This window comes from Rhizobium arsenicireducens (genome assembly GCF_964021225.1).
This window is the reverse complement of record NZ_CAXHYK020000001.1, coordinates 3,627,069-3,650,915: the sequence shown is the minus strand read 5'-3', so window position 1 is coordinate 3,650,915 and position 23,847 is coordinate 3,627,069. Positions and strand designations below refer to the sequence as shown.

Sequence of the window (23,847 nt, the reverse complement as noted above, 5' to 3'; positions counted from 1 at the left end):
ATTGAACCTTGAGCGCCGATCTCCATGCACCGCTCGGCCAGGACCGCCAGCCGGCGAAAGGACCGCGTCGCCGGCTTTCCTTTGCCACGGTTCTTGGCAGTCTGGCCCTCGTCTCCGTCGTCGGCCTCTCCACCTATTCCGCCGTCATGCCGCTGCCGTTGCGCCAGTTTTCCGAAACTGCGAACCACCGGGATGGCACCGGCGACCAGACCGCTGAATCGCCCACCGCAACGGCTCCCGCAGGCTCGGGAGAGATCCTTGCCACCAGCCGGCCGCTCGGCGGCGCGACGATCGAGCGCACCCTGACCGACGATGGCTCGGTCGTCACCAAATTCTCGCCCAAGCCGCGCGACGGAAGTGGCCCGGTCCTGATCAACAGCCAGACCGTGGGCCAGGACAGGCGCGTCGCGGCACTTCCGAACAATGACCTGCTCGAGGACACCCCGGAAGGCAGGCTGCCGATCGTGGGGCCCGATGGCCTCAGACCGGTCCAGCAATACGCGCGGCCCTGGTCGGGCGCGCGCGCCACCCGCGTCGCCATCGTCGTCGGCGGCATTGGGCTCAGCCAGACCGGCAGTCAGCGCGCCATCCGTGAGTTGCCAGAGCAAATCACGCTGGCCTTCGCCGCGACCGGCAACAGCCTCTCACGCTGGATGCAGGAGGCCCGCCGCAAGGGCCACGAGATCGTGCTGCAAGTGCCTTTCGAGCCCTTCGATTATCCAGCCAACAATCCAGGGCGCGGTACGTTGCTGACGACCGACCAGCCGGCCGAGGCGCTCAAGAAACTGCGTGAGGCCATGGGCCGCATCACCAATTATACCGGGATCATGAACTACATGGGCGCGAAATACATGTCGGACGCCGCAGCCTTCGAGCCGGTCATGCGCGACATCGGCGGCCGCGGCCTGCTCTTTCTCGACGACGGATCGACCGCACGGTCGCTGGCGGACAGCTTTGCAAAAGCGATCGGCATGCCCTATGCGCAAGGCAATCTCCTGCTCGACGGCCAGCCTGAAAAGGCGGCCGTACTGGCCAAGCTCGACGAGCTGGAACGCATCGCCCGCCGCAACGGGGAGGCCATCGGCATTGCCTCCGCCTTTGACGAGACGATTGCCGCGATCCGCCAATGGGCCGAGGAGGCGACCGGGCGAGGGATTGAGATCGTAGGCGTCTCAGCGCTTGCGGCCGATACCGGACAGTAAGAGGACATGATGGAAAAAACCGTTTCCGCAAAAATCCGCGCCGAGGACCTGCCCTACCGCCCCTGCGTCGGCATCATGGTGCTCAATCGGGCGGGTCTGGTCTGGGCCGGGCGGCGCATTCCGGAAGGAAATTCGGAATATGACGGTTCGCCCATGCTGTGGCAGATGCCGCAGGGCGGCATAGACGACGGCGAGGATCCGCTGCAGGCGGCGATTCGTGAACTCTACGAAGAGACCGGCATGAAAAGCGTTTCGCTGCTGGCAGAGGCGCGCCGCTGGATCAACTACGACCTGCCGGCCCAATTGATCGGCATCGGCTTGCGCGGCAAATATCGCGGCCAAACGCAGCGCTGGTTCGCCTTCCGCTTCGAGGGCGACGAAAGCGAGATCTCCATCGACCCGCCTCCTGGGGGCCACACCGCCGAATTTGATGCCTGGGCATGGAAGCCGATGCGCGAACTGCCCGACCTTATCGTCCCCTTCAAGCGCACCGTCTACGAACAAGTCGTCGCCGAGTTCAGCAGCTTCGCCGGCTGAACGCGACGACGCCTATGGATCGGTGCGGTGTGGTTAAGCGGCTTCCCCTGACCCCGATTGTGGACACGACCACCTCCACGCTTCGAGTGCGGTTCTGCGGGCGGAGACGATTGCCTATGAAAGAGCCGGGTCTGATCGGCGACCGACTGGTGGCCAGCAAGATCAATTGGCTATGGCGGTGTCGGTCAAGGCGGTGCTATGGCTCGCCAAACACACAGGTCTGGAAAGCATGACAGTCGAGCGATACGCGGATTATCTGAGGGAATTGCGGACCCTTTTTGCCGAACTGGACAAGCAGCCGGACAGGTTCCAGACCTTCCATGTGCACATCGAGCTGGCGGCGGCAGGCAAGCTGGTCGTCTATGAAAAGACGAAGCGGAAAGGTCAGACAGACAGCCTCTATTATGGCCGCTCCGGTCGGACCGGCACTGCGCGGCAGATCGCACAAGAGACGGCCTATGGCGCGATCGACCATTTCATGGCGCTCGGCCAGTTCGTCGCCTTCAATGGGAATCTCGAAAATCTCAAGGGCGAGGATGCCGCGCAAGTCCTGACCGTCGGCTCGCAGTACCCCTCTTGTGCTGTCAATTTCACCTATCGCAAGAAAGGCCAGCCCATGGCCAGAACCATGTTCATGATCCTCGTCGGTTTCAACGACGACGAGGATGCGGACAAATATGTTTCAACGCTGGGTGACCCGTCGATCCTGGTGGACGAACGGCCGCTTCGTTCGGACAAGGTCTACGAGTGGAAGTGAGAATAGTCCCTCTCAGTGGCCGCCGCGCGGTTTTGGAACCATCGGCGACTGGTGACGGAACCGGCCCTGTGGTCCGGAGCATCGCTCAGACTGTTTGAAAGACCACCCAGGGATCGTGCGCTGTTGTTGTTACCGGTTCCTTTGACAGGACATGCCCGCGTTCGGCACAAATGGCCCGCTTTGGCGCCAGTCGAGTGCATCCGGTACCGCCGCTGCGCATCCAGGCCCGGCGGCTCTATGCCACGTCGTTCTATCGGGCAAGAGGAAAGCCCGCCCCCGGTCGGACGGGCCCCTTTTCCTATTCGGCGGAATCCGCAGAGACGGCGTTCAGCAGGCCGTACTGCTGTTCACCGATCTGAGACAGCAGCTCGAGCTGGGTTTCGAGGAAGTCGATATGGCCTTCCTCATCCGCCAGGAGTTCTTCGAACAGCTTCATGCTGACATAGTCGCCGGCCTGGTGACAGATATCGCGCGATGCCTTGTAGGCGGTGCGGGCATCGTATTCGCCGGCGAGATCGGCTTCCAGCACTTCCTTGACGTTCTGGCCGATGCGCAGCGGCGCGACCGTCTGCAGGTTGGGATGGCCTTCGAGGAAGATAATGCGATCGATCAGCTTGTCGGCATGCTGCATCTCTTCGATCGATTCGGCCCGTTCCTTATTGGCGAGCTTGGCAAAGCCCCAGTCCTTTAGCAGGCGATAGTGCAGCCAGTACTGGTTGACGGCGCCGAGCTCCAGGAACAACGCCTCGTTGAGCCGTTCGATTACTTTTTGATCACCCTTCATGACGGGTCCTTCCCCTACGGTTTATGTCTGTAAAACTAAGCCCCTTCGCCTCTGCTGTCGAGACGGACGGCCATGCTTCCGGCCGATATCTGCTTTCGATTCAATCTAGTGCAGTCGGGACCGAAGGAAACGGGTCTCGGCTTCGCCGCCGACGAAAATCCGCGTCGGCTTCGTAAGATTTTTGTGCCTTGGAACCGTGCAACGATGCACATGACCGGCTTTCCGCAAAGGGGCAACAGCCGTGGATCGCGATCAGAATGACGGGCGAAAGGGTTCCGGCTTGGCACGATAGCGTCTCCGGCCGTCTCTCCTGCGGGCGGCGGCTGACAACGCAACGATGCGCTCATGCCACCTTGGCGGCACGCAGGCGACGCTCGAGGATTGCCGTCTTCTGCTCCTCGTGGAAGCGCTTCAGCCGCTCCATGAAGTCGATGACGTCGGCGCCGTCAGTCTGGCGAGCGGCATGGTATTCCTCGGTTGTGCGGATGATGATGTCGACGACATTGGGGAAGCAGCCGCAGCAACGGCCCCGCTTGCCCATGGCATGGTAGACCTTGGCCGGAACGATCAACTGCCAACAGTCTTCATCAAGGAGCTCGTTGATGACGTCCTTGATGTCCTTGTCGGTGATGTAATTGCAGCTGCAGACCAGCATGGCCCCTACGCTCTTCCAAACATGACTTTCAGTCTCTCCTTTCTGCTGAACAGGACGCTTCTTGTCAAGAAAATTTCCGCAGCACGCCATCTGTCCTTTGTCGAGCCGCACTCCGGTGCGGAAGGGACGCCATTTAATGAAAATTCCGCCCTTTCGGCATGGCCTGCCGGACATCGCCGAAGAGGTCCGGGACATCCCGGATCAGCCGCGCCAGCGAACCGGTCGACGTCTTGTCGTACCGATGTTCGTTGACAGGGCGCCGCACCTCGTCGGCATTGGCGAGCCCGGCGAAACCCCTAAGCTCCTCGCGAAGCACGCCGAGCCTTCCTGTGGCATCGACAAGATGTTCGGCAACCACATGGATCACCCCGTCCGCCTTCTGCAGCCGTCCGCGCACTCTGACCAGCCGGGCGCCCATGACGATGGTCCGGTATTGCTCGAAGGTCTTTGGCCAGACGATGATGTTGGCGACCCCTGTCTCGTCCTCGATCGTCATGAAGATCACCCCCTTGGCCGAGCCCGGCCGCTGGCGCACCAAAACCAGGCCCGCCACCTCGACGCGCCGTCCATTGGCCGTCTCCTCGAGCCCCGATGAAACGAGCACACCGCCCCGGGCAAGCTCCTCGCGCAGGAAGGAGAGCGGATGGGCCTTCAGCGACAAAGACAGCACGCGGTAGTCATGGATGACCTGCTCGCCCGCCGGCATCAGCGGCAGCGAGACTTCTGCCTCGACCTGCAGCTCGGCATCCGCAGCCCCGGAAAAGAGCGGCAGATGCTCGACGGCGGCCAGCTGATCAAGCGCCTGGGCAGCCCAAAGCGCCTCGCGGCGGCTGAGGCCCAGCGAGGCGAAGGCATCGGCATCCGCCAGACGTTCGATCGCCGCCCGCGACAGGCCCGTGCGTTTCCACAGGTCGCGGACCGAGGCATAGCCGCTGCCGCGGCGCGCCACGAGCAGGTCCACGTCCGCCTCCGACAGGCCCTTGACCTGCCGAAAACCGAGCCGCACCGCCTCGGTGCTGCGGATGACGCGGCGCATCGAGGCGTGCCGCGGTGCGACCCGCCGGACGTCGAAGCCGTCCGCCTCCAGAATGCTGTTCCAGGAAGAGGCATTGACATCGACCGGCCTCACCTCGACCCCGTGCTCGCGGGCGTCGCGCACCAGCTGGGCCGGCGCGTAGAATCCCATCGGCTGGGAATTGAGCAGAGCGGCGCAGAAGACGTCGGGATAGAAGGTCTTCATCCAGGCGGAGGCATAGACCAGCAGCGCGAAGGAGGCGGCATGGCTTTCCGGAAAGCCGTATTCGCCGAAACCCTCGATCTGGCTGAAACAACGCTCGGCGAATTCCAGCGTATAGTCCCGCTGCAGCATACCGTCGATGAAGCGTTGCCGGAAATTGGCCACCTGCCCCGTCCGGCGGAAGGTCGCCATGGCCCGGCGCAGCTGATCGGCCTCGGCCGGCTTGAAGCCGGCGGCGGTGATGGCGATCTGCATCGCCTGCTCCTGGAACAACGGAACCCCCAGCGTGCGTTTCAGCACCGCTTCCAGCTCGGGCTTCGGATAGGTGATCTCGCGGCCGGCCTCCCTGTCCTTCCGGTTCTTCAGGTAGGGGTGCACCATATTGCCCTGGATCGGCCCGGGCCGGACGATCGCCACCTCGATCACCAGGTCGTAGAACACCCGCGGTTTCAGCCGCGGCAGCATGCTCATCTGCGCCCGGCTTTCGACCTGAAAGACGCCGAGCGTATCGGCCCGGCAGATCATGTCATAGACCTCTTCGCGCGGATCCTCGAAGAAGGCGGCAAGCGTCATGGGCGTGTCGTAATGGCTTTCAAGCAGCTTGATCGCCTTGGCAAGGCAGGTGAGCATGCCGAGCGCCAGGACATCGATCTTGAGGATCTTCAGCGTATCGAGATCGTCCTTGTTCCACTCGACCATGTAGCGCCCGTCCGCCGTGTTCATGATCGGCACGACCTCGTCGAGCCGGTCGCGGGTGATGACGAAGCCGCCGACATGCTGCGAGAGATGGCGCGGAAAACCCATCAGCGTCGAGGCATAGTCGAGCACGCGCCGGGTCGTCGGATCGGCAAGATCGAGGCCGGCGGCCCTGGCCTCGCGCGCTGACAGATCGGCCGTCGACCAACCCCAGATCGACCCGGAAAGCGCCGTCTGCACATCCTCCGACAGGCCGAACACCTTGGCCGTCTCGCGCCCCGCCGAACGGGCCCGGTAGTTGATGACCGCCGCCGTCAGCGCCGCGTGCTCGCGCCCATAGGTCCGGTAGATGAACTGGATCACCTCCTCGCGCCGCTCGTGCTCGAAGTCGACGTCGATGTCCGGCGGTTCGTCGCGTTCGGTCGAGATGAAGCGCTCGAACAGCAGGGTCGTCTTCTCCGGGTTCACCTCGGTGATGCCGAGGCAGTAACAGACGGCGGAATTGGCGGCCGAACCGCGCCCCTGGCAGAGAATGCCTTCCGAGCGGGCATAACCGATGATGCGGTGGACGGTGAGGAAATAGGGTTCGTAGCGCTTCTCGCCGATCAGGTTCAGCTCGTATTCGAGGAGGTTGGCGATCTTTTGCGGAATGCCGCCCGGGAAGCGCCCAGCCGCCCCCGCATAGGTCAGCCGGCGCAAGGCCCGGTCGGGCGTCTCGCCGCCGATCGCCTCGTCGGGATATTGATGGCTGAGTTCGTCGAGGGAGAAATTGAGCCGGCCGAAGAATTCGGCTGTCGCCGCGACCGCGTGCGGATAGGCCCGGAAAAGACGGACCATTTCCCGCGGCTCCTTCAGGTGCCGCTCGGCATGGGCATGAAGCCGGAAACCGGCCTCGGCCACTGTCACATGCGCGCGGATGGCGGTGACCACATCGGCCAGCGGCTTGCGTTCCGGCTCGTGATAGAAGGGATCATTGCTGACGATCAGCGGCAGCGAAAGCCGGCGTCCCATCTCCTCGATCCGGCTGAAGGCGAGGCGGTCGAGGCCGTCATAACGCGGCACGAGCGCGAGATGGAGCCGACCTTCGAAATAGGGCACCAGCCGCTCAAGGCGGGCGCGATAGTCTTCGGCCTCTTCATTCGTCGCGAAGGCGGGCACCATTGCCGCCGCCATCAAGTCCTCCGCCCATTCGACGAGATCGTCCTCGTAAAGCGTGCACACGCCCTTCAACGAACGCAGGTTTCCCGCGCTCAGCAGGCGGCAGAGATGGCCCCAGCCGCGCCGGTTCATCGGATAGGCGACAAGTTCCGGCGTTCCGTCGGCAAAGGCGAGCCGCGCGCCCGGGCGGAAGGCATAACCCTTGATCTTCGCCGCGGCATGCAGGCGCACCACCCCCGCCACCGTGTTGCGGTCGGCAAGCCCTATGCCGGAAAGGCCGATCCGGGCGGCGGTCGCCACCATCTCCTCCGGATGCGAAGCGCCCTCCAGGAAGGAGAAATTGCTGCGGCAGCCGATTTCGAAGAAAGCCGGTTCACTCATGCGAAAATTCCCTGCATGAACCAGCTCGGCCTGGCAGATCCCCGCTCGTAGAGACCTTGCCGGAAGAGCCAGAAACGATGGCCGGTGCTGACCTCGATGCGGAAATAGTCCCGCGGCAGCGCCTCTTCCCCGTCGATCCACCATTCGGGCGCCAGCCGCTCGGGCCCCTCGGCGCGCGCCACCCTGTGCCGGGCGCGGCGCCAGCGGAAACTGGCGGGCGGACCGTCCGGTACCTCGGCGGTGACCTCGACCGGCTCCGGATGGGCAAGAAGACGGATCGGCCGTTCGCTGCGCACAGGCAGGCTCACATCAGCCGCCGGCATCACGCCGTTGGCAAGCGGCATCAGGCTGGAAGCCCGCTCCGGCCAATGACTCTGGTGACTGACAGGAAGCACAAGACATCCATCGCCGAAACGGGCCGTCACCCGGTCGATGAAGTCGAGGGCGGCATCCCCCTCCTTTATCCGGGCGCCGAACGTGCCCTGCGTCTCGGCCAGCGCCTCGGTCCGCAGCACGTTGAGCCTCAGGGTCTCGAAACCGAAGCCGGCATCGAGATCATCATGCAAAACGCTGAGCCGCTCGGAAAACAGTGCCTGGATGCGCGCCCCGTCCTTGAGCGGAGACGCAGCACCGATCTCGATCCGGAAAACCCGGCCATCCACCCGAAAGAGCAGGAGTTCGAACAGCCGTCCGCCCTCGCCGCGCGCCTCGAGCCCCGATTTCAGGCATGCCGCCAGCCGGCCCGTCAAGTCCAGGATGACCTCCTCGTCGCGGATCGGCTCGGCCAGACGCCGCTCGACCGACAGCAGCGCGACCGGCCGGCGGGGCACGATCGGCTCCCCCTCCCGCCCCAGAGCCTGGTCGAGCCGCAGCAGGAGAGCCGGCCCGAAGCGCCGGGTCAGCGGTCCGCGGGGTGCTGCCAGGAGATCGCCCACCTGCTTGAGCCCGACCCGCGCCAGCGCCGCCGCCATCCTGGCATCGATCCTGAGCGAGCGCAGCGGAAGGGGAGAGAGAACATCCGCGATGTCTTCGTCGGCAACCACCTGACGGCTGGAAAAGCGAGCCGTCGCCCAGGACAGGCCCGGCGCCGACGAAATGGCGCCGCGCGCATCGAGCCCCAGCTGGAGAAGCCTGTGAAGAATATCCTCGATCATCGTCTTTTCGCCGCCGAACAGATGGGCGCAGCCGGTGATATCGAGCATCAGTCCGTCCGAGCCGTCGAGCGCCACCAGCGGCGTATAGCGGTCACACCAGTCGGCAATCGCGCCGAGAAAGCGCTGATCGGCCGACGGGTCGTCCTCGGCGACGTCAAGCGCCGGACAAATGGCACGCGCTTCCGCCAGGCCCTGGCCGACCTGCAAGCCGATCGCCTCGGCTGCCTCGTCGAGCGCGGTCAACCGCATGGCATTGGCAACCCGGCCGGCGCAGACGACCGGCGGATGGTCAGGACGCCCTGTCGAACGCCACGACAGTCCCCAGCGTCGGCGCGCCAGCCGATCGGTCGAGAGACGGGGAAACCAGAGCGCCAGGATGCGCCGGCCGGTGAGTGGGCCCTGTACCGGCATGAGCGGGAGTTGCGGGGTAAAACAGGCGGTCATCTTCATTCCACTCCAGGATCAGTTCGTGAGGGACCCCGATCCGGCTCTTTTCCGGAACGAGGCGAAAAACGGGTTTGCCGATGCTGCCGCCAAGCATCGATCCGTCGGTGAGGGTCCGCGCCGCCGCCGGCGCGGGTTCGACATGCAGGCGCAGCGAAGCGCTGCTCGCCTCTTCTTCTCCGCCCTGCCGCACAAGAAGCAGAAAACCGCCGGCATTTTTCGCCTTCAGGCTGAGACGCCGGCTTTCGGTCAGGCCGAAGCCGCGCGGATTGCCGGCAACCTCGAGCATCACCGCCGAGAAGGCGCCGCACGAGAGCGCCGCATCGGCAAGCCAGAGCGCGTCCTCCAGCCGCCGGGGCATGGCGTAAAGGAGTTCGCCCGGCCGCAATCCGTAGTCGGCAAGCCCCGCCGCATGGGGCAGACCGGCCTCGCGCGCGACGAAACGGTCTCCGATCCAGAGGATCCGCTTTTCCGGCCGGTAGGGCTGGCCGGACAGGCAGAGCCCCAGCCCGAAGCCGCTGACGGCACCCGCATTCCTCAGCTGCGCGCCCCGGACTTCGATCATCGCGCCTGCCGGAAAGCCTTCCGGCAGCAGATTTTCGAGACGGCAAGCCTCCGTTGCTGGCCCAAGATAGTCGCGATTCCGCTTGTCGTCGGTTTCGCCCGCGTCGGGCGCAAGCCCGTCCGGAGGGGGCCCTCCTTCGATTTTCGCTATGGCTTCGCGCAAGGCAATAAGCCTCTCCTGCGCCAGAGCGGTCGCGCCCATGACGTCTCTCCTGCTGGAATGTTCTCTATATGTTCCTATGGATTCCAGAGCTTGCCAAAAGAGTCAACCGGATTCAGTGTGAATTTATTCCTTGACAGAATTCCCACTCGAAAAGCCGGGGCAAAGGTCTTATATGAAAACGAAGTAAGGAGTACCGATGGCCCGTATCGACCAGACCGAAGATTGGCGCGAGCGCCATGCCCCGACGATCAGCACATTCGAATCGCTGGCGATCGAGGCCTATGGCCATCTGCCCGAGGAATTCCGTGCGCTGACGGGCAATCTGATCATCGAGATCGCCGATTTTCCGACTGACGAAGTTTTCGAGGACATGGCGCTGGAGACGCCGTTCGACCTGCTCGGCCTGTTCGAGGGCCGCGGCATTTCCGAGCGTTTCACCATGGAAACCGGCGAAATGCCGAACCGGATCATGCTCTATCGCCGGCCGATCCTCGACTACTGGGCCGAGAATGAAGAAACCCTGGGCGACATCATCACCCATGTGCTGATCCACGAGATCGGTCATCATTTCGGCCTGTCCGACGACGACATGGAGCGGATCGAAGAAAGCGCGGAAGACGCCGCCGCGGAATCGGACGGCGTCACCGCTTCATTGAAGGATTAGCCCCGAGTCGCGAGAAAGTGAGCAATACCGGCTTCCGCGCAGCTGAGATCCTGCGCCGGCGTGCCTGAGCTGATGCCGATGCCGCCGACCACCTCGCCGTCGATGATAACCGGCAGACCGCCACCGACCACCATCAGCCGACCGCCGATCGCCGAATGAATGCCGAAGGTCGGATTGCCCGGTTGGCTGGCAGCACCGTATTCGTGGGTCGCCTTCTTCGCCGCAGCAGCAGTAAACGCCTTGTCGATGGCAATCGTCGTGCTGGTCACCTTGCCGCCGTCCATCCGTTCGAAGGCGATCAGTTGGCCGCTCTCGTCGGTAACCGCGATGCACATCGGCACCCCGATCTCGCGCGCCTTGTCGCTGGCGCCGGCAATCAGAAGGCGGGCATCGGAAATATCGAGACGTCGAATGGTAAGCATGGGCATTCTCCTGCAATGCGTGGGGGGCCGGCGCCACCGCACTTCGACAGGACGCCTCGCGCTCGGACCATGATCGCAATCGCCCCTCAAGGACAATGTTGCCTGGCGGAAAAACATCTGTGCCGGAGAACCGGGGTCAGCGCTGGACCCTTGGGGCTTACTGCTCGCCGAGCTTCATGCTCGGGTCGTAGTCCTTGCCGTGCACGGTCTTCACCACAGCTTGTCCACAATGCATCTGGTTGGTCGCGGCATTGAAGGACAGGCTCGGCGCACCGTGCAGTTCCCAGCCCTTGTTGAGCGCATCGGTGACGCGATGACAAAAGGCCGCGTCGTCCGGTCCGGTGAGGAAACGATAGACTTTCATGATGCTCTGCCTTCTCTTTCTTCGATGAGCCGCACCTTGGCGAGCAGCCGTTCCGCCTGGTCGAGATGCAGCCGTTCGACCATGCGTCCGTCAAGATTGATGACGTTGAGGCCGGCCACGGCTGGATCGGCAAAGGCAGCGACGATCGTTCTTGCCTCGCAAAGCGCGTCCGCAGAAAAGCCGAAATGCTGGTTGGCACCATCGATCTGCGCCGGATGGATCAGCATCTTGCCGTCAAAGCCCATGGCACGGCCCTGCGCGCATTCCGCCTCGAAGGCGCTCAGCGCCTTGAATTCGTTCGACACGCTGTCGATCGCATCGAGCCCATAGGCGCGCGCCGCAAGGATCACCTGCATCAGGAACGGCACGAGATAGGTCCGTCCCGGCTCCGGAGCCACGCCGGTCTCCTTCCTGAGATCGTTCAGCCCGACGACGAAGCAGTCGAGCAGGCCGCCGGCGGTCCGCCCCGAACCGGCGATCGCCGCGGCGTTCAGCACGCCACGCGGCGTCTCGATCATCGCCCAGATCCTGAGACTTTCCGTCGCATCCGACTCAGCCAGAAGATCGGCGACGCGCTGTACGTCGTCCGGCCCATCGACCTTGGGCAATAGCACCGCATCCGGCCGACAGGCGACCACTGCCGCCATGTCCTCGACAAAGAATTCGCTGTCGAGTGCGTTCACCCGGATGATCGCCTCGCGGCCCTGAAGCGGCGTCTCGGCAAAGAAACGGCGCAGATTCTCCCGCGCTTCGGCCTTTTTCTCCGGTGCGACGGAATCCTCGAGATCGAAAATGACGGCGTCGCAGGCAAGCCCGTGCGCCTTTTCGAGTGCTCGGACATTGATCGCCGGCACGCTGAGCACGGAACGGCGCAGCCGCGCGGGGTGATGGGAGTTGATCGATTTCATGGCGAAAGTTCTGCCAATCTTTCGCCCGCCGTGCAAGGCGACATTTCAGGCAAAGCCCTTGCATTTCGAGGGGAGAAGGACCACCTTGGCATACGAGAAAGGATGTCCATCATGCACAATCTCCGTTCCATCGCCATTGCCGCCGCCGGCATCGTCGTGCTCGCCATCGCCGCCGTCTTTACCGTCTCGCTGACGCTGATCGCCGGCGCCGTGCTGACGCTGACGCTAGCCGCCCGCATGTTGACCCTGCGATCGAAGAAGGCGCCGGTCTACGCCAAGGCGAAGACTCAAGGCCAGGCCCGCGAGATTCGCGTGTGGAATGACGGTCGCGGCACCATTATCGATCTTTGAGTCGAACCGACGGAAAGCCCGGAAAAACTGATGCTTCGGCGTCCGGGCGTACCCGTTTGGCCAATATAGGCCTTCAAATCCGCGCTATTTCCCTCTAATGGCTGCTGGAGTTCTCCAATTGCATTCCGAAGGCAGGGTCTGATGGAAAAGTTCGTAAAGCTCACCGGCGTCGCGGCACCGCTTCCGGTCGTCAACGTCGACACCGACATGATCATCCCGAAGGATTATCTGAAGACCATCAAGCGCACCGGTCTGGGCACCGGCCTGTTCGCCGAAGCCCGCTACAAGGAAGACGGCTCGGAAAACCCTGATTTCGTCCTCAACAAACCGGCCTATCGCAATGCCCAGATCCTCGTCGCCGGTGACAATTTCGGCTGCGGCTCGTCGCGCGAGCATGCCCCCTGGGCGCTGCTGGACTTCGGCATCCGCTGCGTGATCTCCACGAGCTTCGCCGACATTTTCTACAACAACTGTTTCAAGAACGGCATCCTGCCGATCGTCGTCAGCCAGGAAGACCTGGACAAGCTGATGGACGACGCCAGCCGCGGCTCCAACGCCGTGCTTTCGGTCGACCTTGAATCGCAGGAAATCACCGGGCCGGACGGTGGAACGATCAAGTTCGACATCGACGCCTTCAAGCGCCATTGCCTGCTGAACGGCCTCGACGACATCGGCCTGACGCTGGAAAAGGCCTCGAGCATCGCGGCATTCGAAAAAGCCAACGCCCAGACGCATCCCTGGGCCTGACCGAACATTGACCGGCGCGACGACGGCTTGCTCGTCTTCGCGCCGCAAAACACCCGCTACGGCCGCCTCCCACCGTACCGTTCTGCCGCCGAGTGTCCTTGAAATGCGGGTTCTTGCCCGATAGAAGGCGGCAACTCTTTTCCAAAGCCAGGGAGGCTTTTCATGACACAGCGCAATCTCTTCCTTCTGCCCGGCGACGGCATCGGCCCGGAAGCCATGGGCGAGGTCCGCAAGATCATCGCCTACATGAATGCCGAGCAGGACGCCGGCTTTGAAACCGACGAAGGCTTGGTCGGCGGCTGCGCCTACGACGCCCATGGCGCGGCGATCTCCGAGGGCGACATGGCCAAGGCCATGAACGCCGATGCCGTGCTGTTCGGCGCCGTCGGCGGCCCCAAGTGGGACGACGTTCCCTATGAAGTCCGTCCCGAAGCCGGCCTGCTGCGCCTGCGCAAGGACCTCGAACTGTTCGCCAACCTGCGCCCGGCGATCTGCTATCCGGCGCTTGCCAATGCCTCGTCGCTCAAAGCCGAACTGGTCGAGGGCCTCGACATCCTGATCGTGCGCGAACTGACCGGCGGCGTCTATTTCGGCGAGCCGAAGACCATCACCGATCTCGGCAACGGCCAGAAGCGGGCGATCGACACCCAGGTCTACGACACCTACGAGATCGAGCGCATCGCCTCGGTCGCCTTCGAACTGGCGCGCACCCGCAAGAACCGTGTCTGCTCGATGGAAAAGCGCAACGTCATGAAGTCGGGCGTGTTGTGGAACCAGGTCGTCACCGAGACCCACAAGGCTAAATACCCCGACGTCCAACTCGAGCACATGCTGGCCGACGCCGGCGGCATGCAGCTGGTGCGCGCGCCCAAGCAGTTCGACGTCATCGTTACCGACAACCTGTTCGGCGACATGCTCTCCGACGTCGCCGCCATGCTGACCGGCTCGCTCGGCATGCTGCCCTCGGCCTCGCTCGGCGCACCCGATGCCAAGACCGGCAAGCGCAAGGCGCTCTACGAGCCGGTCCACGGCTCTGCCCCGGACATTGCCGGCAAGGGCATCGCCAACCCGATCGCCATGATCGCCTCCTTCGCCATGTGCCTGCGCTACTCCTTCAACATGGTCAGGGAAGCCGACAACCTCGAAAAGGCGATCGCCAATGTGCTCGACAAGGGCATCCGCACCGGCGACATCATGAGCGAAGGCGCGACAAAGGTCGGCACCGCCGAGATGGGCGACGCCATCCTTTCCGAGTTCAAGGCCCTCTCGGCCTGACAGGCTCTTGCATTTGAAAGCCGCGGCAACCATCTTGCCGCGGCTGCCTGCCGTTCGTAGAAGCCGCTCCAGGCCTTCTCCCTCGCCCGGCAGGCTGAATGAAGCGGAAGGCTGGACGTGAGCGGCATCGACAAGATCAGGACCTGGCTGAACAAGCGTCGTGACCTCAACCGGCACCCGCCCGCGCCGCATTACTGGCAGATCTTCGCCGTCGTCGCCGCCAATCTGGTCCTTTTGTCCTTCCTGATCCTCGACGAGCCGGTCGGCGCTTCGCGCCACCGGGATATCTTCACCCGTTCGCTCGGCAGGATGATCACCGAGTTCGGCAGTTCCGGCTGGATCCTGATCGCCTCTGCCATGCTCTTCGTCACCGGGCTAGCCTCCTATCGCCTTGCGGGCGGCGCGAAACAGCGTTTTCGCGCGCACCATACCGCCGGGATCGCTGCCTACGTCTTCCTCGCCATCGCGCTTTCGGGTTTGTCGGCCAATCTCCTCAAGCGGGTGATCGGCCGCCCACGCCCCCGCCAGTTCGAAGATTCCGGCGCGTTCGGCTTTTCGCCCTTCAGCGGCTCGGGGTTCGAGAGCTTCCCCTCCGGCCACGCAACCACCGTCGGCGCGATCTTCATGGTCCTGATCCTCCTTCTGCCGCGCTACCGGCTCGCCTTCATGCTCCTGGCGCTGTGGATGGGTTTCAGCCGCGTCATGGTCGGCGCCCATTATCCGAGCGACGTAATCGCGGGCCTCTCCTTCGGCGCCTGGTTCTCGCTGCTCCTGGCCAATATCTTCGCCCGCTACCGGCTGGTCTTCATGCCCGACGCCAAGGGCTGGCCTGTGCCGCGTCTCGCGCCGCTGCCCCACCATCCGCCTAGCTGAGCGGACAGCCTGACATCACAACTGCGTGAAAACGAGGCAGGGATGACCGTTCCCCTCTCGCTCGCAGAACCGAATTCCCATCTCCTGCGTAATACTGTTTTGAACGTGCCGCGGCGCGGGACCCTTGCCATCGGCAAAATACGTCCTACGCGCGATGGAACCCGACGGTCCTTGGCCCGTTCATGAATGAGTGCCGGGACGAAACGAACCCGTCCTGATCGTACCGCCCATGGAGACGACGATGAAAGCCATGTCCGCTGACAGACACATCATCCGATTTGCGATGGCCCAACCCTACCTTGAGCGCCAGGAAGAGCTGGATCTGGCGATCCGCTGGAGGGACAACAACGATCAGGATGCGCGCAACCGCATTGCACATGCCCATATGCGCCTGGTAATTGCCATGGCCTCCAAGTTTCGAGGCTTCGGCCTGCCCCTCAACGACTTGATCCAGGAGGGCTATATCGGCCTTTTGGAGGCGGCGGCCCGCTTCGAGCCGGCGCGTGAAGTCCGCTTCTCGACCTATGCCGGCTGGTGGATCCGCGCCTCGATGCAGGATTACATCCTGCGCAACTGGTCGATCGTGCGCGGCGGCACGAGCTCTTCGCAGAAAGCGCTGTTCTTCAACTTGCGCCGCCTGCGCGCCAAGCTCGCCCAGGGCGACAACCGCCTGAGCGACCAGGCCATCCACGAGGAAATCGCCACGGCGCTCGGCGTTAGCCTCGCCGACGTCCAGTCCATGGACGCTCGCCTCTCGGGTAACGACGCCTCGCTGCAGGCCCCGATCAAGGGACGCGATGGCGACGGCAGCGAACAGCTTGAGATGCTGGAGAGCAACGACTTGCCGCCCGACGAGCAGGTGCGCGGCATTATCGACGGCGAGCGCTGGCGCGGCTGGCTGAAGAACGCCTTGACCGAGCTCAACGACCGCGAGAACCGCATCATCAAGGCTCGTCGACTGACGGAAGAGGGCGCGACGCTGGAAGAACTGGGCGCCGAGCTCGGCATTTCCAAGGAGCGCGTCCGGCAGATCGAGACCCGGGCACTGGAGAAGCTCAAAGCCGCCCTCACCCACTACGGCCCTAAGGCGGAACAAATGCGCGAAATGGCCTTCTAGCAATCAGATAATCGGAAGCGACAGCGAAATGGCCGGTTTCGACCGGCCCTTTCGTTATTCCGAGATGATCTTGACCCTGGCGCCCGGCGTGACCGTAGACGTAGGGCTGAGCGCATTGATCAGCCGGAAAAGCTCGATCTTGCGGTCCGTCCCCATCATCCTTGCCGAAAGCGTGGCGATCGTATCGCCCGCCCCGACCGTCACGACGCGAACGCGGAGCGGCTTCAGCGTGGCCGCTTCTTCCGGCGTGATTCGCCGGAAGCTCGCCCGCAGCGTTTCCGCGGTCGGCGCCAGCACCGCACTTCCCTTCGGCACGGCCGTCAGGAAGCGAAAAATCTGCGGTCCGATCCGGATCACCGTGATATCGAAATCCCAGCGCTCGGCCGAGGCGCGCGCCGTGGCGGCCTCCAGTCCGTTGACCTGCACCGCGCGGATCGTTTCAGGCAGAAGCCCCGTCACCCAGCCGCTGGAGATATAATTCGCCAAGCTGCGGCGCTCTGCATCGGCCACCCCGTCAAAGCGGATCGCCACGTCGCCCGGACCGGTGGCGAGCACCGCCTCCACCTTGTTGTCGATCTGGAACCCGTCCGGAACCTCGAAACGGATGCCGAGGCTGCCGTGCAGGAACGTCTGTCCGCGGACATAGCCCTCCTCCGGGCTGTCGCCATAGAGCAGGCCTTCGATGCCCCTGAGATAATATTCGCGGCCCGATTCGCCGTGCGTCCCTTCCGGTCCGAAGGCGCGCGCGTGCCGCCTCGCCAGCTCGACGCGCTGCGGCGCATTCGGATGGCTGGACAGAAAGTCGAGGCTCTGGTCGGCGTCGGGATCGACCGAGGTGAATTGGCTGTAGCGCGCCATCGCATCGAGGAAGCGGGCCGCCGCATAGGGATCGTAGCGGGCTTCGCCAAGCGTGCGCACCCCGATCACGTCGGCCTGCAATTCCTGCTGGCGGGAGAAGGCCGCCAGGCGAAGCTTGCCGCGCGCCAGCGCCTGCTTGCCGGCAAGATCGCTCGACAGAACTTCGGCGACAACCCGGCTGGCGATCACTTCCGCCTCTTCGCGGCGCTGCCGCTCGATACCGTGGTTCGCCGTCACATGGGCCATCTCGTGGCTCAGCACCGCCGCCACTTCCGAGGCGTCATTGGCGAGCGCCAGCAGGCCGCGGGTGACGTAGAGATAGCCACCGGGTAGGGCGAATGCGTTGATCGCCGGGGAGTTGAGAATGGTGATGCGATAGGACTGATTCGGATTTTCCGAGACCGCCGTCAGCGCGCCGGTGATCCTGGCAACCAGCTTTTCCGTCTTTTCGTCGTGATATTCGCCGCCATAGCTTGCGACAATGCGCGGATGCTCGCGCGCACCCATCTGGGCGCGCGGATCGTCCTTCTGCACCTGATCAACGATCTGCGGATTATCGGAGGGACCGACACTCGGCACATAGGCCTGCTCGAACAGCGTCTGACAGGAGCTGAGCGCCAGCGATGCGGCAAGAAGCGCGATCACACCGCGCGCGCGACCGCAACTGCGGCGCGGTCGCAACCGATCGACCGGCAACTGGCCCTTACCGCTCATCATGTACGTCCTGCCCCGATACCAACGCGTTCCTGACCCCTTCTGCATCGCTCGAAGCATCCCCACAGCCGGATTTCGATCCGGGTAGCAACCTCTCGCCTCTGTGCGGTCCTTTTAGCATCATTCGTTAGATATGGATAAATTGCATGAGGAAAAAAGGGCGAAGCGAATAATCGCAAAGAAAGAACGAAATTGACCAACCGGGGCCTTCGTGGGCATGCCATCGCTGCACGTCTAAAATAAGGCAGTGCCATCCGCCCCCGCTTCATTCGCCGTGGGGATGGCCCAGGAATTCGGCAAGCGAGGCAATCCCCGTCGTGGCGAAAAATCCCTCCTTCGGCGCGCTGAGAACGATGTGTCCGCTTTCGAGGAACAGCACATCGCTCGCCAACCGCTCCACCTCCTGCCGATCGTGACTGACGATGACGATCGTATGGCCCGTCTCGCGGTGCAGCGCCATCAACAGGTCGGCCATGGCGGCCCGCAAGCCGGGATCGAGCGCCGCGAACGGCTCGTCGAGCAACATGACGGACTTGCGCCGCACCAGGGCCCGGGCAAATGCTGCCCGCTGCCGTTCACCGCCCGAAAGCGTCGCCGGCAGCCGTTTCTCGTATCCGCCGAGCCCGACCCGCGCCAGCGCCTGCGACACGGCCTGCCGATCCGCGGGCTTGAGTTTGAGCGCTGGATCGATGCCGAGGCCGACATTGGTGAAGAGGTCGAGATGGGCAAAGAGATTATTGTCCTGGAACACCAGCGAAACCGGCCGGGCGGCAGGCCCAAGCCCATTCATGTCCTCGCCCCCGATCAGCACACGGCCGCTGTCCGGCTGCTCGAAGCCGGCGATCAGGTTGAGCAGCGTCGACTTGCCCGAGCCCGATGGCCCGGCAATCGCGGTAATCGCCCCTTGCGCGATGGTGCAGTCGAAATGGAAATCGGCCGATCCAAGGTGGAGGGTGACACCGTCCAGAACGACGGCGCTTTGTCTCTCAGCCGGCATTGCGGCTCTCCTTTCGCGACAGGCCAGGTGTTCCCGCGAGCGCCAGCAAGAGGCAGACCAGACCGAGCCCAAGCGCCAGCCCGTCCGCATCCTGGCTGCGATAGGCGCCCATGCGGCTGTAGATCAGCCATGGCAGGGTAATGAGGTTTTCCGAGCCGAACAGCGCGACCGCGCCGAGATCGCCGAGCGACAACGCCATGGCAAAAGACAGCGCCGTCAGGATCGGCCGGCGCAGCACCGGCCAGTCGATCAGGCGGAAACGGGCAAAGCCCGCAATACCGAGACTGTCGGCGAGTCGGGCGCTACGCTGGCGATGCTCTTCAAAAGCCGGGGCAAGCACCCGCATGGCGAAGGGCAGCGCCATCAGCGCATTGATGCAGACGACGATCGCCGGGGCAAATCGCGCGACATCGCCCTGGGCGCGCAGCACCAGGAACCAGCCGGTACCGAGCACCGCCGTCGGAACCAGCAGCACGAGCGAGGATACGGCCCCAAGCCCGGCTGAGGCGAGCACCGCAATCGGCAAGGGACGACGGCCGGCACCGAGCGCTGCCCGTGCCCGGATCACCGCAATGCCAACCAGAACCGAAACGAGCGCCGCCGAAAGGCCGATGACAAGACTGGTCGTCGCGGCGCGCAGCACCGCCTGATCGGAAAAGAGCCTGGCAAGATCCGATTGCAGTCCGGCGACGAGGACCTGCCCGAGCGGTAGCCCAAGGAAGAGCGCCGCCGCGAGGATCAGAATGCCATCGCCGAGCCGGGCCGGCAGCGTCCTTGCATCGAACCGTCGTGCAGCACCACCGAGTGTCGTGCCGGGATCGGAAGGTGCGGGGAACAGCGCCATCGCCCCGAGGATCGCCGCCGTCACCACGATCTGCAGGAAAGCGAGCGACACGGCGCGGGCCGGGTCGAAATCGAGCCGCAGCGCCTGATAGATCGCCACTTCGATCGTCGTTGCCGCCGGACCGCCGCCGAGCACCAGGACGAGGGTGAAACTGGTGGCGCAGAGCATGAAGATCAGCCCGGCGATGCCGGGAATGATCCGCCACAGGACCGGCCATTCGATAAAACGGAAGACCGCGAAGCCCCCCATGCCGAGGCTGGCGCTCGTGCGCCAGTATTCGGCGGGAATCCGCTCAAGCCCGGACAGCATCAGCCGCGCAGCGAGCGGCATGTTGAAGAAGACATGCGCGAGCAGGATGCCGGAAAGCCCGTATATGCTGAACCGCTCCCCGACACCGAGCCCGGCCAGCGCGTCATTCACCAGACCTTGCCGGCCCCAGATGCCGATGATCCCGAGCGCGCCGATCAACACCGGCAGGCCCATGGGTACCGCCATCAGGCGGATCAGCCACTTGCGCCCAATAAACCGCGGCTGGCGGGCAAGCGCGCGCGCCACCGGGAGAGCCGCTCCCACCGAGAGCAAGGTCGACAGCAACGCCTGCTCGAGCGTGAACCACAGAACCCGGCGCACCACCGGATCTTCGGCAATGGACAATCCGGTCGTCTCGCCACCGACCGCCAGCAGCGAGGCGATCGCCGTACCGATGAAGACGGCGATCAGGGCGAAGACCAAAAGGCCACCGGCAATCGCCGGCAGCCTCTCGTCCATCCGTGATCGCCGCAACGGAACCATGCTCAGTTGAGCGTCATGGCGGCGAGCCATTCGTCGATCCAGGCCTTGCGGTTCTTCGCCACTTCATCCGGCGTCATCAGGAAGGTCTTTTCCGGCGAAACCAGCTTGCCGAAGGCCTCGGGCAGCGGCTCGGACGTCGCGGCCACCGGCATCATCCAGTTGTTGGTCGGGATCGTGTCCTGGAATCCGGGACTGACCATGAAGGCCATGAACTGCCGCGCGAGGTCCTTCTGCGGCGCCGTCTTCAGGATGCCGGCAACTTCGATCTGGATATAATGGCCTTCCTCGAAGGCCGCCGCCTGGTAACGTTCGGTCTCTTCCGCCACCATGTGATAGGCGGGCGACGTCGTATAGGAGAGCACCATCGGCGCCTCACCCTTGGTGAACAGGCCATAGGCCTCCGACCAGCCCGGCGTGACGGTCAGCACGCGGCCCTTGAGCTGCGCCCAGGCTTCGCCCGCCTTGTCGCCGTAGACCGACTTCACCCAGAGCAGCAGGCCGAGCCCCGGCGTCGAGGTTCGCGGGTCCTGGATGACGATCTTCTCCTTCACGTCGCCCTCGACCAGTTCCTTCAGGCTCTTCGGCGGCGCCTTCAGCGCCTCGGTGTCGTAGATGACGGCGAAATGGCCGTAGTCAAACGGCACGAAAACGTCGTCGGAGAAGCCTCCCGGAACCTTGACCGCCGAAACGTCGATGCCGTGCGGCTCGAACTGCCCGGTCGCCTTGGCCTCAGCCACCAGATTGGTGTCGAGACCGAGCACGAGATCGGCCTTGGTGCCCTCACCCTCCAGCTTCAGCCGGGTGAGAAGTGCCACGCCATCGGCGACACCAACGAAGTCGACCGTGCAGTCGCAGGTTTTCTCGAAGGCTTCCTTGACCTTGGGACCGGGACCCCATTCCGAAACGAAGCTCTCATAGGTGTAGATGGTCAGGGTCTTGTCGGCGGCCTGCGCGCTTGAAATCGACAAGGCGGCAAGCGCGAAGACTGCGGCAAGGCCGCGACCAGGAAAATGATGACAGATTGGCATGATACGCCCCTCCTCTGCATGTTGAAAATCCGGGATAGGGCGTTTGTCTACGCGTCTAATCCCTCCGCCGGTGTTAGCCGGATCAGGTTCCGCGGGTTGGCCTCGAGCCTCTCAGCCATCGGTCCGTCGCCGGACAGAAGGCACCCCGTTAGAGCAGGAAAAGCCATAGCGCCAAGGCGCCTTGCTGGCAAGCGCCCGTCGCTCGCCTGCGCCGTCATCCGAACTGTCATTCGGCCGCAAACCCTTTGCCAATATATTCGCCCCATACTTCAACTTCGGCCTTTCGGATTTTAGCAGCCGCGCATGGACAAGCGCTGCACGCATGATATCTGGTGGTGCGATACGGCGAGACAGAAACTGCATGTTCAATACGGTACCCGATACGCCTGCACCCGTGGTGCAGACTGCTGCCCAGGCGGACTTGAGTTTCCGTCGACAGCTCGCCATCTCCGGCGCCTCCTTCTGGGCCTCGCCGGTGCGCAACCGCATCCTGCTGCTCGCCGCCGCATTGCTGACGATCATTCTGCTGACCGCTTATGGCCAGATCCTGCTTAACCGCTGGAACGCGCCGTTCTACAATTCACTCGAGCGCCGCGATCTCGATGCCTTCATCGCCGAGCTGTGGAACTTCGGCAAGATCGCCGGCTTCCTGCTGCTCTTGAACGTCATCCAGACCTGGCTGAACCAGATGACGGCGCTCTACATGCGCGAGGGCCTTTCCCGCCAGGTGGTTGACGAATGGCTGGCCGACCGCCGCGCCTACGGCCTCTCGCTCTCCAGCCCGCTCGGCGTTAACCCGGACCAACGGCTTCACGAGGATTCCCGCAAGCTGGCCGAAATGACGACCTCCCTGTCCATCGGCCTGGTGCAGGCGACGATACTGTTGGTCAGCTTCATTGGAGTTCTCTGGCAGCTGTCGAGCGATTTCGTTTTCCACTACAAGGACATGAGCTTCGTCATTCCGGGCTACATGGTTTGGGGCGCGATCCTTTATGCAGGGCTTGCCTCGCTGTTCAGCCAGCTCGTCGGATGGAATCTCACCCGCCTCAACGCCACTCGCTATGCCAACGAAGCCGAATTGCGTTTCTCGCTGATGCGCGCCAACGAAAACCTCGAGGCGATCGCGCTGGCCGGCGGCGAAGAAACCGAGCGCCGCCACATCCACGAAAAGCTCGACGCAGTGCTGCGCTCCATCCGCGACCTGGCCAGGGCGCTCACCAATCTCACCTGGGTCACCGCCGGTTTTGGTTGGTTGGCCATCCTCGTGCCTATCCTCATCGCCGCGCCGGCCTATTTCGCCGGCACAATGACCTTCGGCGGCCTGATGATGGCGGCGGCGGCCTTCAACCAGGTCCATTCGGCGCTGCGCTGGTATGTCGACAATTTTGGCGCCATTGCCGACTGGAAAGCGGCACTTCTGCGCGTCTCTGCGTTGCGCGCCGCGCTGATCGACATGGACGACGGCCCGGCCGAAGGCCGGATCGTCATCTCACGCGGCGAACCCGGCCGGCTGACGCTCGAATCGGTGGCGATCGCCTCGCATGTGGATGGTGATTGCACGCTCGACGGCTTCCGGATCAAGGAAGCCAACCCGACTATCGTCGTCGGCGAGCGCGTGATGATCAACGGCGACCAGGGCGTCAACCGCAAACTGCTGTTCAACGCCATCGCCGGCCTCTGGCCCTATGGTGAAGGCCGCATCCTGTTGCCCAAGGAAGACGACATCCTGTTCGTGCCCCAGCTCGAATACCTGCCCGAGGGCAAGCTCAGGAGCGTTCTCGCCTATCCGCTCGCCTCGGCCGGTTTCACCGACGAGGCCATGATGGCTGCGCTTCAACGCGTCGGCCTATCTCGCATCGCCGGCAGGCTCAACGATCGCGCCCGCTGGGACCGGCTGCTCGACAAGGACGAGCAGATGGCGCTCTCCTTCGCGGGCCTCATCCTGCGCAAGCCGCGCTGGATCGTGCTCAACGATGTTCTGGAAGGACTGGAGGAGGATACCGTCTCCACGCTCTCAAGCGTTCTGGCCGAACTCACCGATTCGACGCTGATCTATATCGGCCGCTCCGGCGCCTTCTACGATGCGCTCACGCCGAGCCTGCTGCATCTGGAGCGAACACATTGCGTGCCGTCGGACGAGGTTGACCAGCCCAAGGGCTGA

At 63.8% G+C, this 23,847-nt stretch carries 22 protein-coding genes and 1 riboswitch; of the genes, 10 read left to right on the top strand and 12 right to left on the bottom strand.

The genetic code is table 11. From position 1 onward, the window contains the following. The first annotated feature begins 8 nt into the window (after positions 1-8). From ACWPVA_RS18085 to ACWPVA_RS18075, 3 genes are all read left to right on the top strand, one after another. Positions 9-1,202 carry a divergent polysaccharide deacetylase family protein gene (locus ACWPVA_RS18085; protein WP_454288996.1) on the top strand — a complete coding sequence of 398 codons (1,194 nt, stop codon included), beginning with the start codon at positions 9-11 and terminating at the stop codon, positions 1,200-1,202. Between the two features lie 9 nt (positions 1,203-1,211). Further along, on the top strand, positions 1,212-1,739 hold the full coding sequence (locus tag ACWPVA_RS18080) for an RNA pyrophosphohydrolase (RefSeq protein WP_454288995.1): 528 nt from the start codon (positions 1,212-1,214) through the stop codon (positions 1,737-1,739). Between the two features lie 229 nt (positions 1,740-1,968). Further along, a complete protein-coding gene (locus ACWPVA_RS18075) occupies positions 1,969-2,496 on the top strand; it encodes a hypothetical protein (protein ID WP_454288994.1) in 528 nt (175 codons plus the stop codon). Positions 2,497-2,794: 298 nt separating this feature from the next. Here ACWPVA_RS18075 and bfr read toward each other — a convergent pair whose 3' ends face one another. From bfr to ACWPVA_RS18050, 5 genes are all read right to left on the bottom strand, one after another. Next, positions 2,795-3,280: a bacterioferritin gene (gene bfr / locus ACWPVA_RS18070; RefSeq protein WP_454288993.1), complete on the bottom strand. Its 486-nt coding sequence runs from the start codon at positions 3,278-3,280 to the stop codon at positions 2,795-2,797. A gap of 343 nt (positions 3,281-3,623) precedes the next feature. After that, positions 3,624-3,935 (bottom strand): (2Fe-2S)-binding protein, encoded by a 312-nt coding sequence (locus tag ACWPVA_RS18065; RefSeq protein WP_454288992.1) that lies wholly within the window; start codon positions 3,933-3,935, stop codon positions 3,624-3,626. A gap of 133 nt (positions 3,936-4,068) precedes the next feature. Then, positions 4,069-7,407, bottom strand: coding sequence for an error-prone DNA polymerase (locus ACWPVA_RS18060; protein ID WP_454288991.1), 3,339 nt, complete (start codon positions 7,405-7,407; stop codon positions 4,069-4,071). After that, entirely contained in the window at positions 7,404-8,810 is a 1,407-nt protein-coding gene (locus tag ACWPVA_RS18055) for a Y-family DNA polymerase (RefSeq protein ID WP_454289636.1), read from the bottom strand. The genes ACWPVA_RS18060 and ACWPVA_RS18055 overlap by 4 nt, the downstream gene beginning before the upstream one ends. Before the next feature lie 40 nt (positions 8,811-8,850). Then, positions 8,851-9,771 carry an ImuA family protein gene (locus ACWPVA_RS18050; RefSeq protein ID WP_454288990.1) on the bottom strand — a complete coding sequence of 307 codons (921 nt, stop codon included), beginning with the start codon at positions 9,769-9,771 and terminating at the stop codon, positions 8,851-8,853. A gap of 157 nt (positions 9,772-9,928) precedes the next feature. On the opposite strand from ACWPVA_RS18050, the gene ACWPVA_RS18045 reads away from it, so the two are divergent. Beyond that, positions 9,929-10,396, top strand: coding sequence for a metallopeptidase family protein (locus tag ACWPVA_RS18045; RefSeq protein WP_454288989.1), 468 nt, complete (start codon positions 9,929-9,931; stop codon positions 10,394-10,396). On the opposite strand, the gene ACWPVA_RS18040 is transcribed toward ACWPVA_RS18045, so the two are convergent. The 3 genes from ACWPVA_RS18040 to ACWPVA_RS18030 all read right to left on the bottom strand — a co-directional run bounded on the left by ACWPVA_RS18040 (position 10,393) and on the right by ACWPVA_RS18030 (position 12,090). Next, positions 10,393-10,818 (bottom strand): GlcG/HbpS family heme-binding protein, encoded by a 426-nt coding sequence (locus ACWPVA_RS18040; protein WP_454288988.1) that lies wholly within the window; start codon positions 10,816-10,818, stop codon positions 10,393-10,395. The two genes, ACWPVA_RS18045 and ACWPVA_RS18040, sit on opposite strands and share 4 nt — an antisense overlap. A gap of 157 nt (positions 10,819-10,975) precedes the next feature. Beyond that, on the bottom strand, positions 10,976-11,182 hold the full coding sequence (locus tag ACWPVA_RS18035; RefSeq protein ID WP_028737317.1) for a DUF1737 domain-containing protein: 207 nt from the start codon (positions 11,180-11,182) through the stop codon (positions 10,976-10,978). Further along, on the bottom strand, positions 11,179-12,090 hold the full coding sequence (locus tag ACWPVA_RS18030) for an HpcH/HpaI aldolase/citrate lyase family protein (RefSeq protein WP_454288987.1): 912 nt from the start codon (positions 12,088-12,090) through the stop codon (positions 11,179-11,181). Before ACWPVA_RS18030 ends, ACWPVA_RS18035 begins: the two co-directional genes overlap by 4 nt. A gap of 111 nt (positions 12,091-12,201) precedes the next feature. Here ACWPVA_RS18030 and ACWPVA_RS18025 point away from each other — a divergent pair, with 111 nt between their 5' ends. From ACWPVA_RS18025 to ACWPVA_RS18005, 5 genes are all read left to right on the top strand, one after another. Beyond that, positions 12,202-12,441, top strand: a complete 240-nt coding sequence (locus ACWPVA_RS18025; RefSeq protein ID WP_454288986.1) for a hypothetical protein — start codon at positions 12,202-12,204, stop codon at positions 12,439-12,441. Positions 12,442-12,582: 141 nt separating this feature from the next. Further along, complete coding sequence (gene leuD, locus ACWPVA_RS18020; protein ID WP_454288985.1) at positions 12,583-13,188, top strand: 3-isopropylmalate dehydratase small subunit; 606 nt, start codon at positions 12,583-12,585, stop codon at positions 13,186-13,188. Positions 13,189-13,350: 162 nt separating this feature from the next. Then, the gene (leuB, locus tag ACWPVA_RS18015) at positions 13,351-14,463 is read left to right on the top strand and encodes a 3-isopropylmalate dehydrogenase (RefSeq protein WP_454288984.1); all 1,113 of its coding nucleotides are present in this window, start codon (positions 13,351-13,353) and stop codon (positions 14,461-14,463) included. A 117-nt stretch (positions 14,464-14,580) separates the two neighbouring features. Next, positions 14,581-15,336 carry a phosphatase PAP2 family protein gene (locus tag ACWPVA_RS18010; RefSeq protein ID WP_454288983.1) on the top strand — a complete coding sequence of 252 codons (756 nt, stop codon included), beginning with the start codon at positions 14,581-14,583 and terminating at the stop codon, positions 15,334-15,336. Positions 15,337-15,577: 241 nt separating this feature from the next. After that, the gene (locus tag ACWPVA_RS18005; RefSeq protein ID WP_454288982.1) at positions 15,578-16,453 is read left to right on the top strand and encodes an RNA polymerase factor sigma-32; all 876 of its coding nucleotides are present in this window, start codon (positions 15,578-15,580) and stop codon (positions 16,451-16,453) included. Between the two features lie 54 nt (positions 16,454-16,507). On the opposite strand, the gene ACWPVA_RS18000 is transcribed toward ACWPVA_RS18005, so the two are convergent. The 4 genes from ACWPVA_RS18000 to thiB form a co-directional block, all read right to left on the bottom strand. Continuing rightward, positions 16,508-18,025, bottom strand: coding sequence for a M48 family metalloprotease (locus tag ACWPVA_RS18000; RefSeq protein WP_454288981.1), 1,518 nt, complete (start codon positions 18,023-18,025; stop codon positions 16,508-16,510). Positions 18,026-18,290: 265 nt separating this feature from the next. Then, positions 18,291-19,022, bottom strand: a complete 732-nt coding sequence (locus tag ACWPVA_RS17995) for a thiamine ABC transporter ATP-binding protein (RefSeq protein WP_454288980.1) — start codon at positions 19,020-19,022, stop codon at positions 18,291-18,293. Beyond that, positions 19,012-20,634 carry a thiamine/thiamine pyrophosphate ABC transporter permease gene (gene thiP, locus ACWPVA_RS17990; protein ID WP_454288979.1) on the bottom strand — a complete coding sequence of 541 codons (1,623 nt, stop codon included), beginning with the start codon at positions 20,632-20,634 and terminating at the stop codon, positions 19,012-19,014. Before thiP ends, ACWPVA_RS17995 begins: the two co-directional genes overlap by 11 nt. Before the next feature lie 26 nt (positions 20,635-20,660). Next, positions 20,661-21,686, bottom strand: coding sequence for a thiamine ABC transporter substrate binding subunit (thiB, locus tag ACWPVA_RS17985; RefSeq protein ID WP_454288978.1), 1,026 nt, complete (start codon positions 21,684-21,686; stop codon positions 20,661-20,663). A gap of 42 nt (positions 21,687-21,728) precedes the next feature. Next, a riboswitch (TPP riboswitch) is annotated at positions 21,729-21,844 on the bottom strand. Positions 21,845-22,047: 203 nt separating this feature from the next. Here thiB and ACWPVA_RS17980 point away from each other — a divergent pair. Then, entirely contained in the window at positions 22,048-23,847 is a 1,800-nt protein-coding gene (locus tag ACWPVA_RS17980) for an ABC transporter ATP-binding protein/permease (protein ID WP_454288977.1), read from the top strand.

Bases quoted from the DNA above. Each gene is read 5' to 3' on its own strand.
- ACWPVA_RS18080 (WP_454288995.1), top strand. From the start codon at position 1,212: ATGGAAAAAACCGTTTCCGCAAAAATCCGCGCCGAGGACCTGCCCTAC.
- ACWPVA_RS18075 (WP_454288994.1), top strand. From the start codon at position 1,969: ATGACAGTCGAGCGATACGCGGATTATCTGAGGGAATTGCGGACCCTT.
- bfr (WP_454288993.1), bottom strand. From the start codon at position 3,280: ATGAAGGGTGATCAAAAAGTAATCGAACGGCTCAACGAGGCGTTGTTC.
- ACWPVA_RS18065 (WP_454288992.1), bottom strand. From the start codon at position 3,935: ATGCTGGTCTGCAGCTGCAATTACATCACCGACAAGGACATCAAGGAC.
- ACWPVA_RS18060 (WP_454288991.1), bottom strand. From the start codon at position 7,407: ATGAGTGAACCGGCTTTCTTCGAAATCGGCTGCCGCAGCAATTTCTCC.
- ACWPVA_RS18055 (WP_454289636.1), bottom strand. From the start codon at position 8,810: ATGCGGTTGACCGCGCTCGACGAGGCAGCCGAGGCGATCGGCTTGCAG.
- ACWPVA_RS18050 (WP_454288990.1), bottom strand. From the start codon at position 9,771: ATGGGCGCGACCGCTCTGGCGCAGGAGAGGCTTATTGCCTTGCGCGAA.
- ACWPVA_RS18045 (WP_454288989.1), top strand. From the start codon at position 9,929: ATGGCCCGTATCGACCAGACCGAAGATTGGCGCGAGCGCCATGCCCCG.
- ACWPVA_RS18040 (WP_454288988.1), bottom strand. From the start codon at position 10,818: ATGCTTACCATTCGACGTCTCGATATTTCCGATGCCCGCCTTCTGATT.
- ACWPVA_RS18035 (WP_028737317.1), bottom strand. From the start codon at position 11,182: ATGAAAGTCTATCGTTTCCTCACCGGACCGGACGACGCGGCCTTTTGT.
- ACWPVA_RS18030 (WP_454288987.1), bottom strand. From the start codon at position 12,090: ATGAAATCGATCAACTCCCATCACCCCGCGCGGCTGCGCCGTTCCGTG.
- ACWPVA_RS18025 (WP_454288986.1), top strand. From the start codon at position 12,202: ATGCACAATCTCCGTTCCATCGCCATTGCCGCCGCCGGCATCGTCGTG.
- leuD (WP_454288985.1), top strand. From the start codon at position 12,583: ATGGAAAAGTTCGTAAAGCTCACCGGCGTCGCGGCACCGCTTCCGGTC.
- leuB (WP_454288984.1), top strand. From the start codon at position 13,351: ATGACACAGCGCAATCTCTTCCTTCTGCCCGGCGACGGCATCGGCCCG.
- ACWPVA_RS18005 (WP_454288982.1), top strand. From the start codon at position 15,578: ATGAAAGCCATGTCCGCTGACAGACACATCATCCGATTTGCGATGGCC.
- ACWPVA_RS18000 (WP_454288981.1), bottom strand. From the start codon at position 18,025: ATGAGCGGTAAGGGCCAGTTGCCGGTCGATCGGTTGCGACCGCGCCGC.
- ACWPVA_RS17995 (WP_454288980.1), bottom strand. From the start codon at position 19,022: ATGCCGGCTGAGAGACAAAGCGCCGTCGTTCTGGACGGTGTCACCCTC.
- thiP (WP_454288979.1), bottom strand. From the start codon at position 20,634: ATGGACGAGAGGCTGCCGGCGATTGCCGGTGGCCTTTTGGTCTTCGCC.
- thiB (WP_454288978.1), bottom strand. From the start codon at position 21,686: ATGCCAATCTGTCATCATTTTCCTGGTCGCGGCCTTGCCGCAGTCTTC.
- ACWPVA_RS17980 (WP_454288977.1), top strand. From the start codon at position 22,048: ATGTTCAATACGGTACCCGATACGCCTGCACCCGTGGTGCAGACTGCT.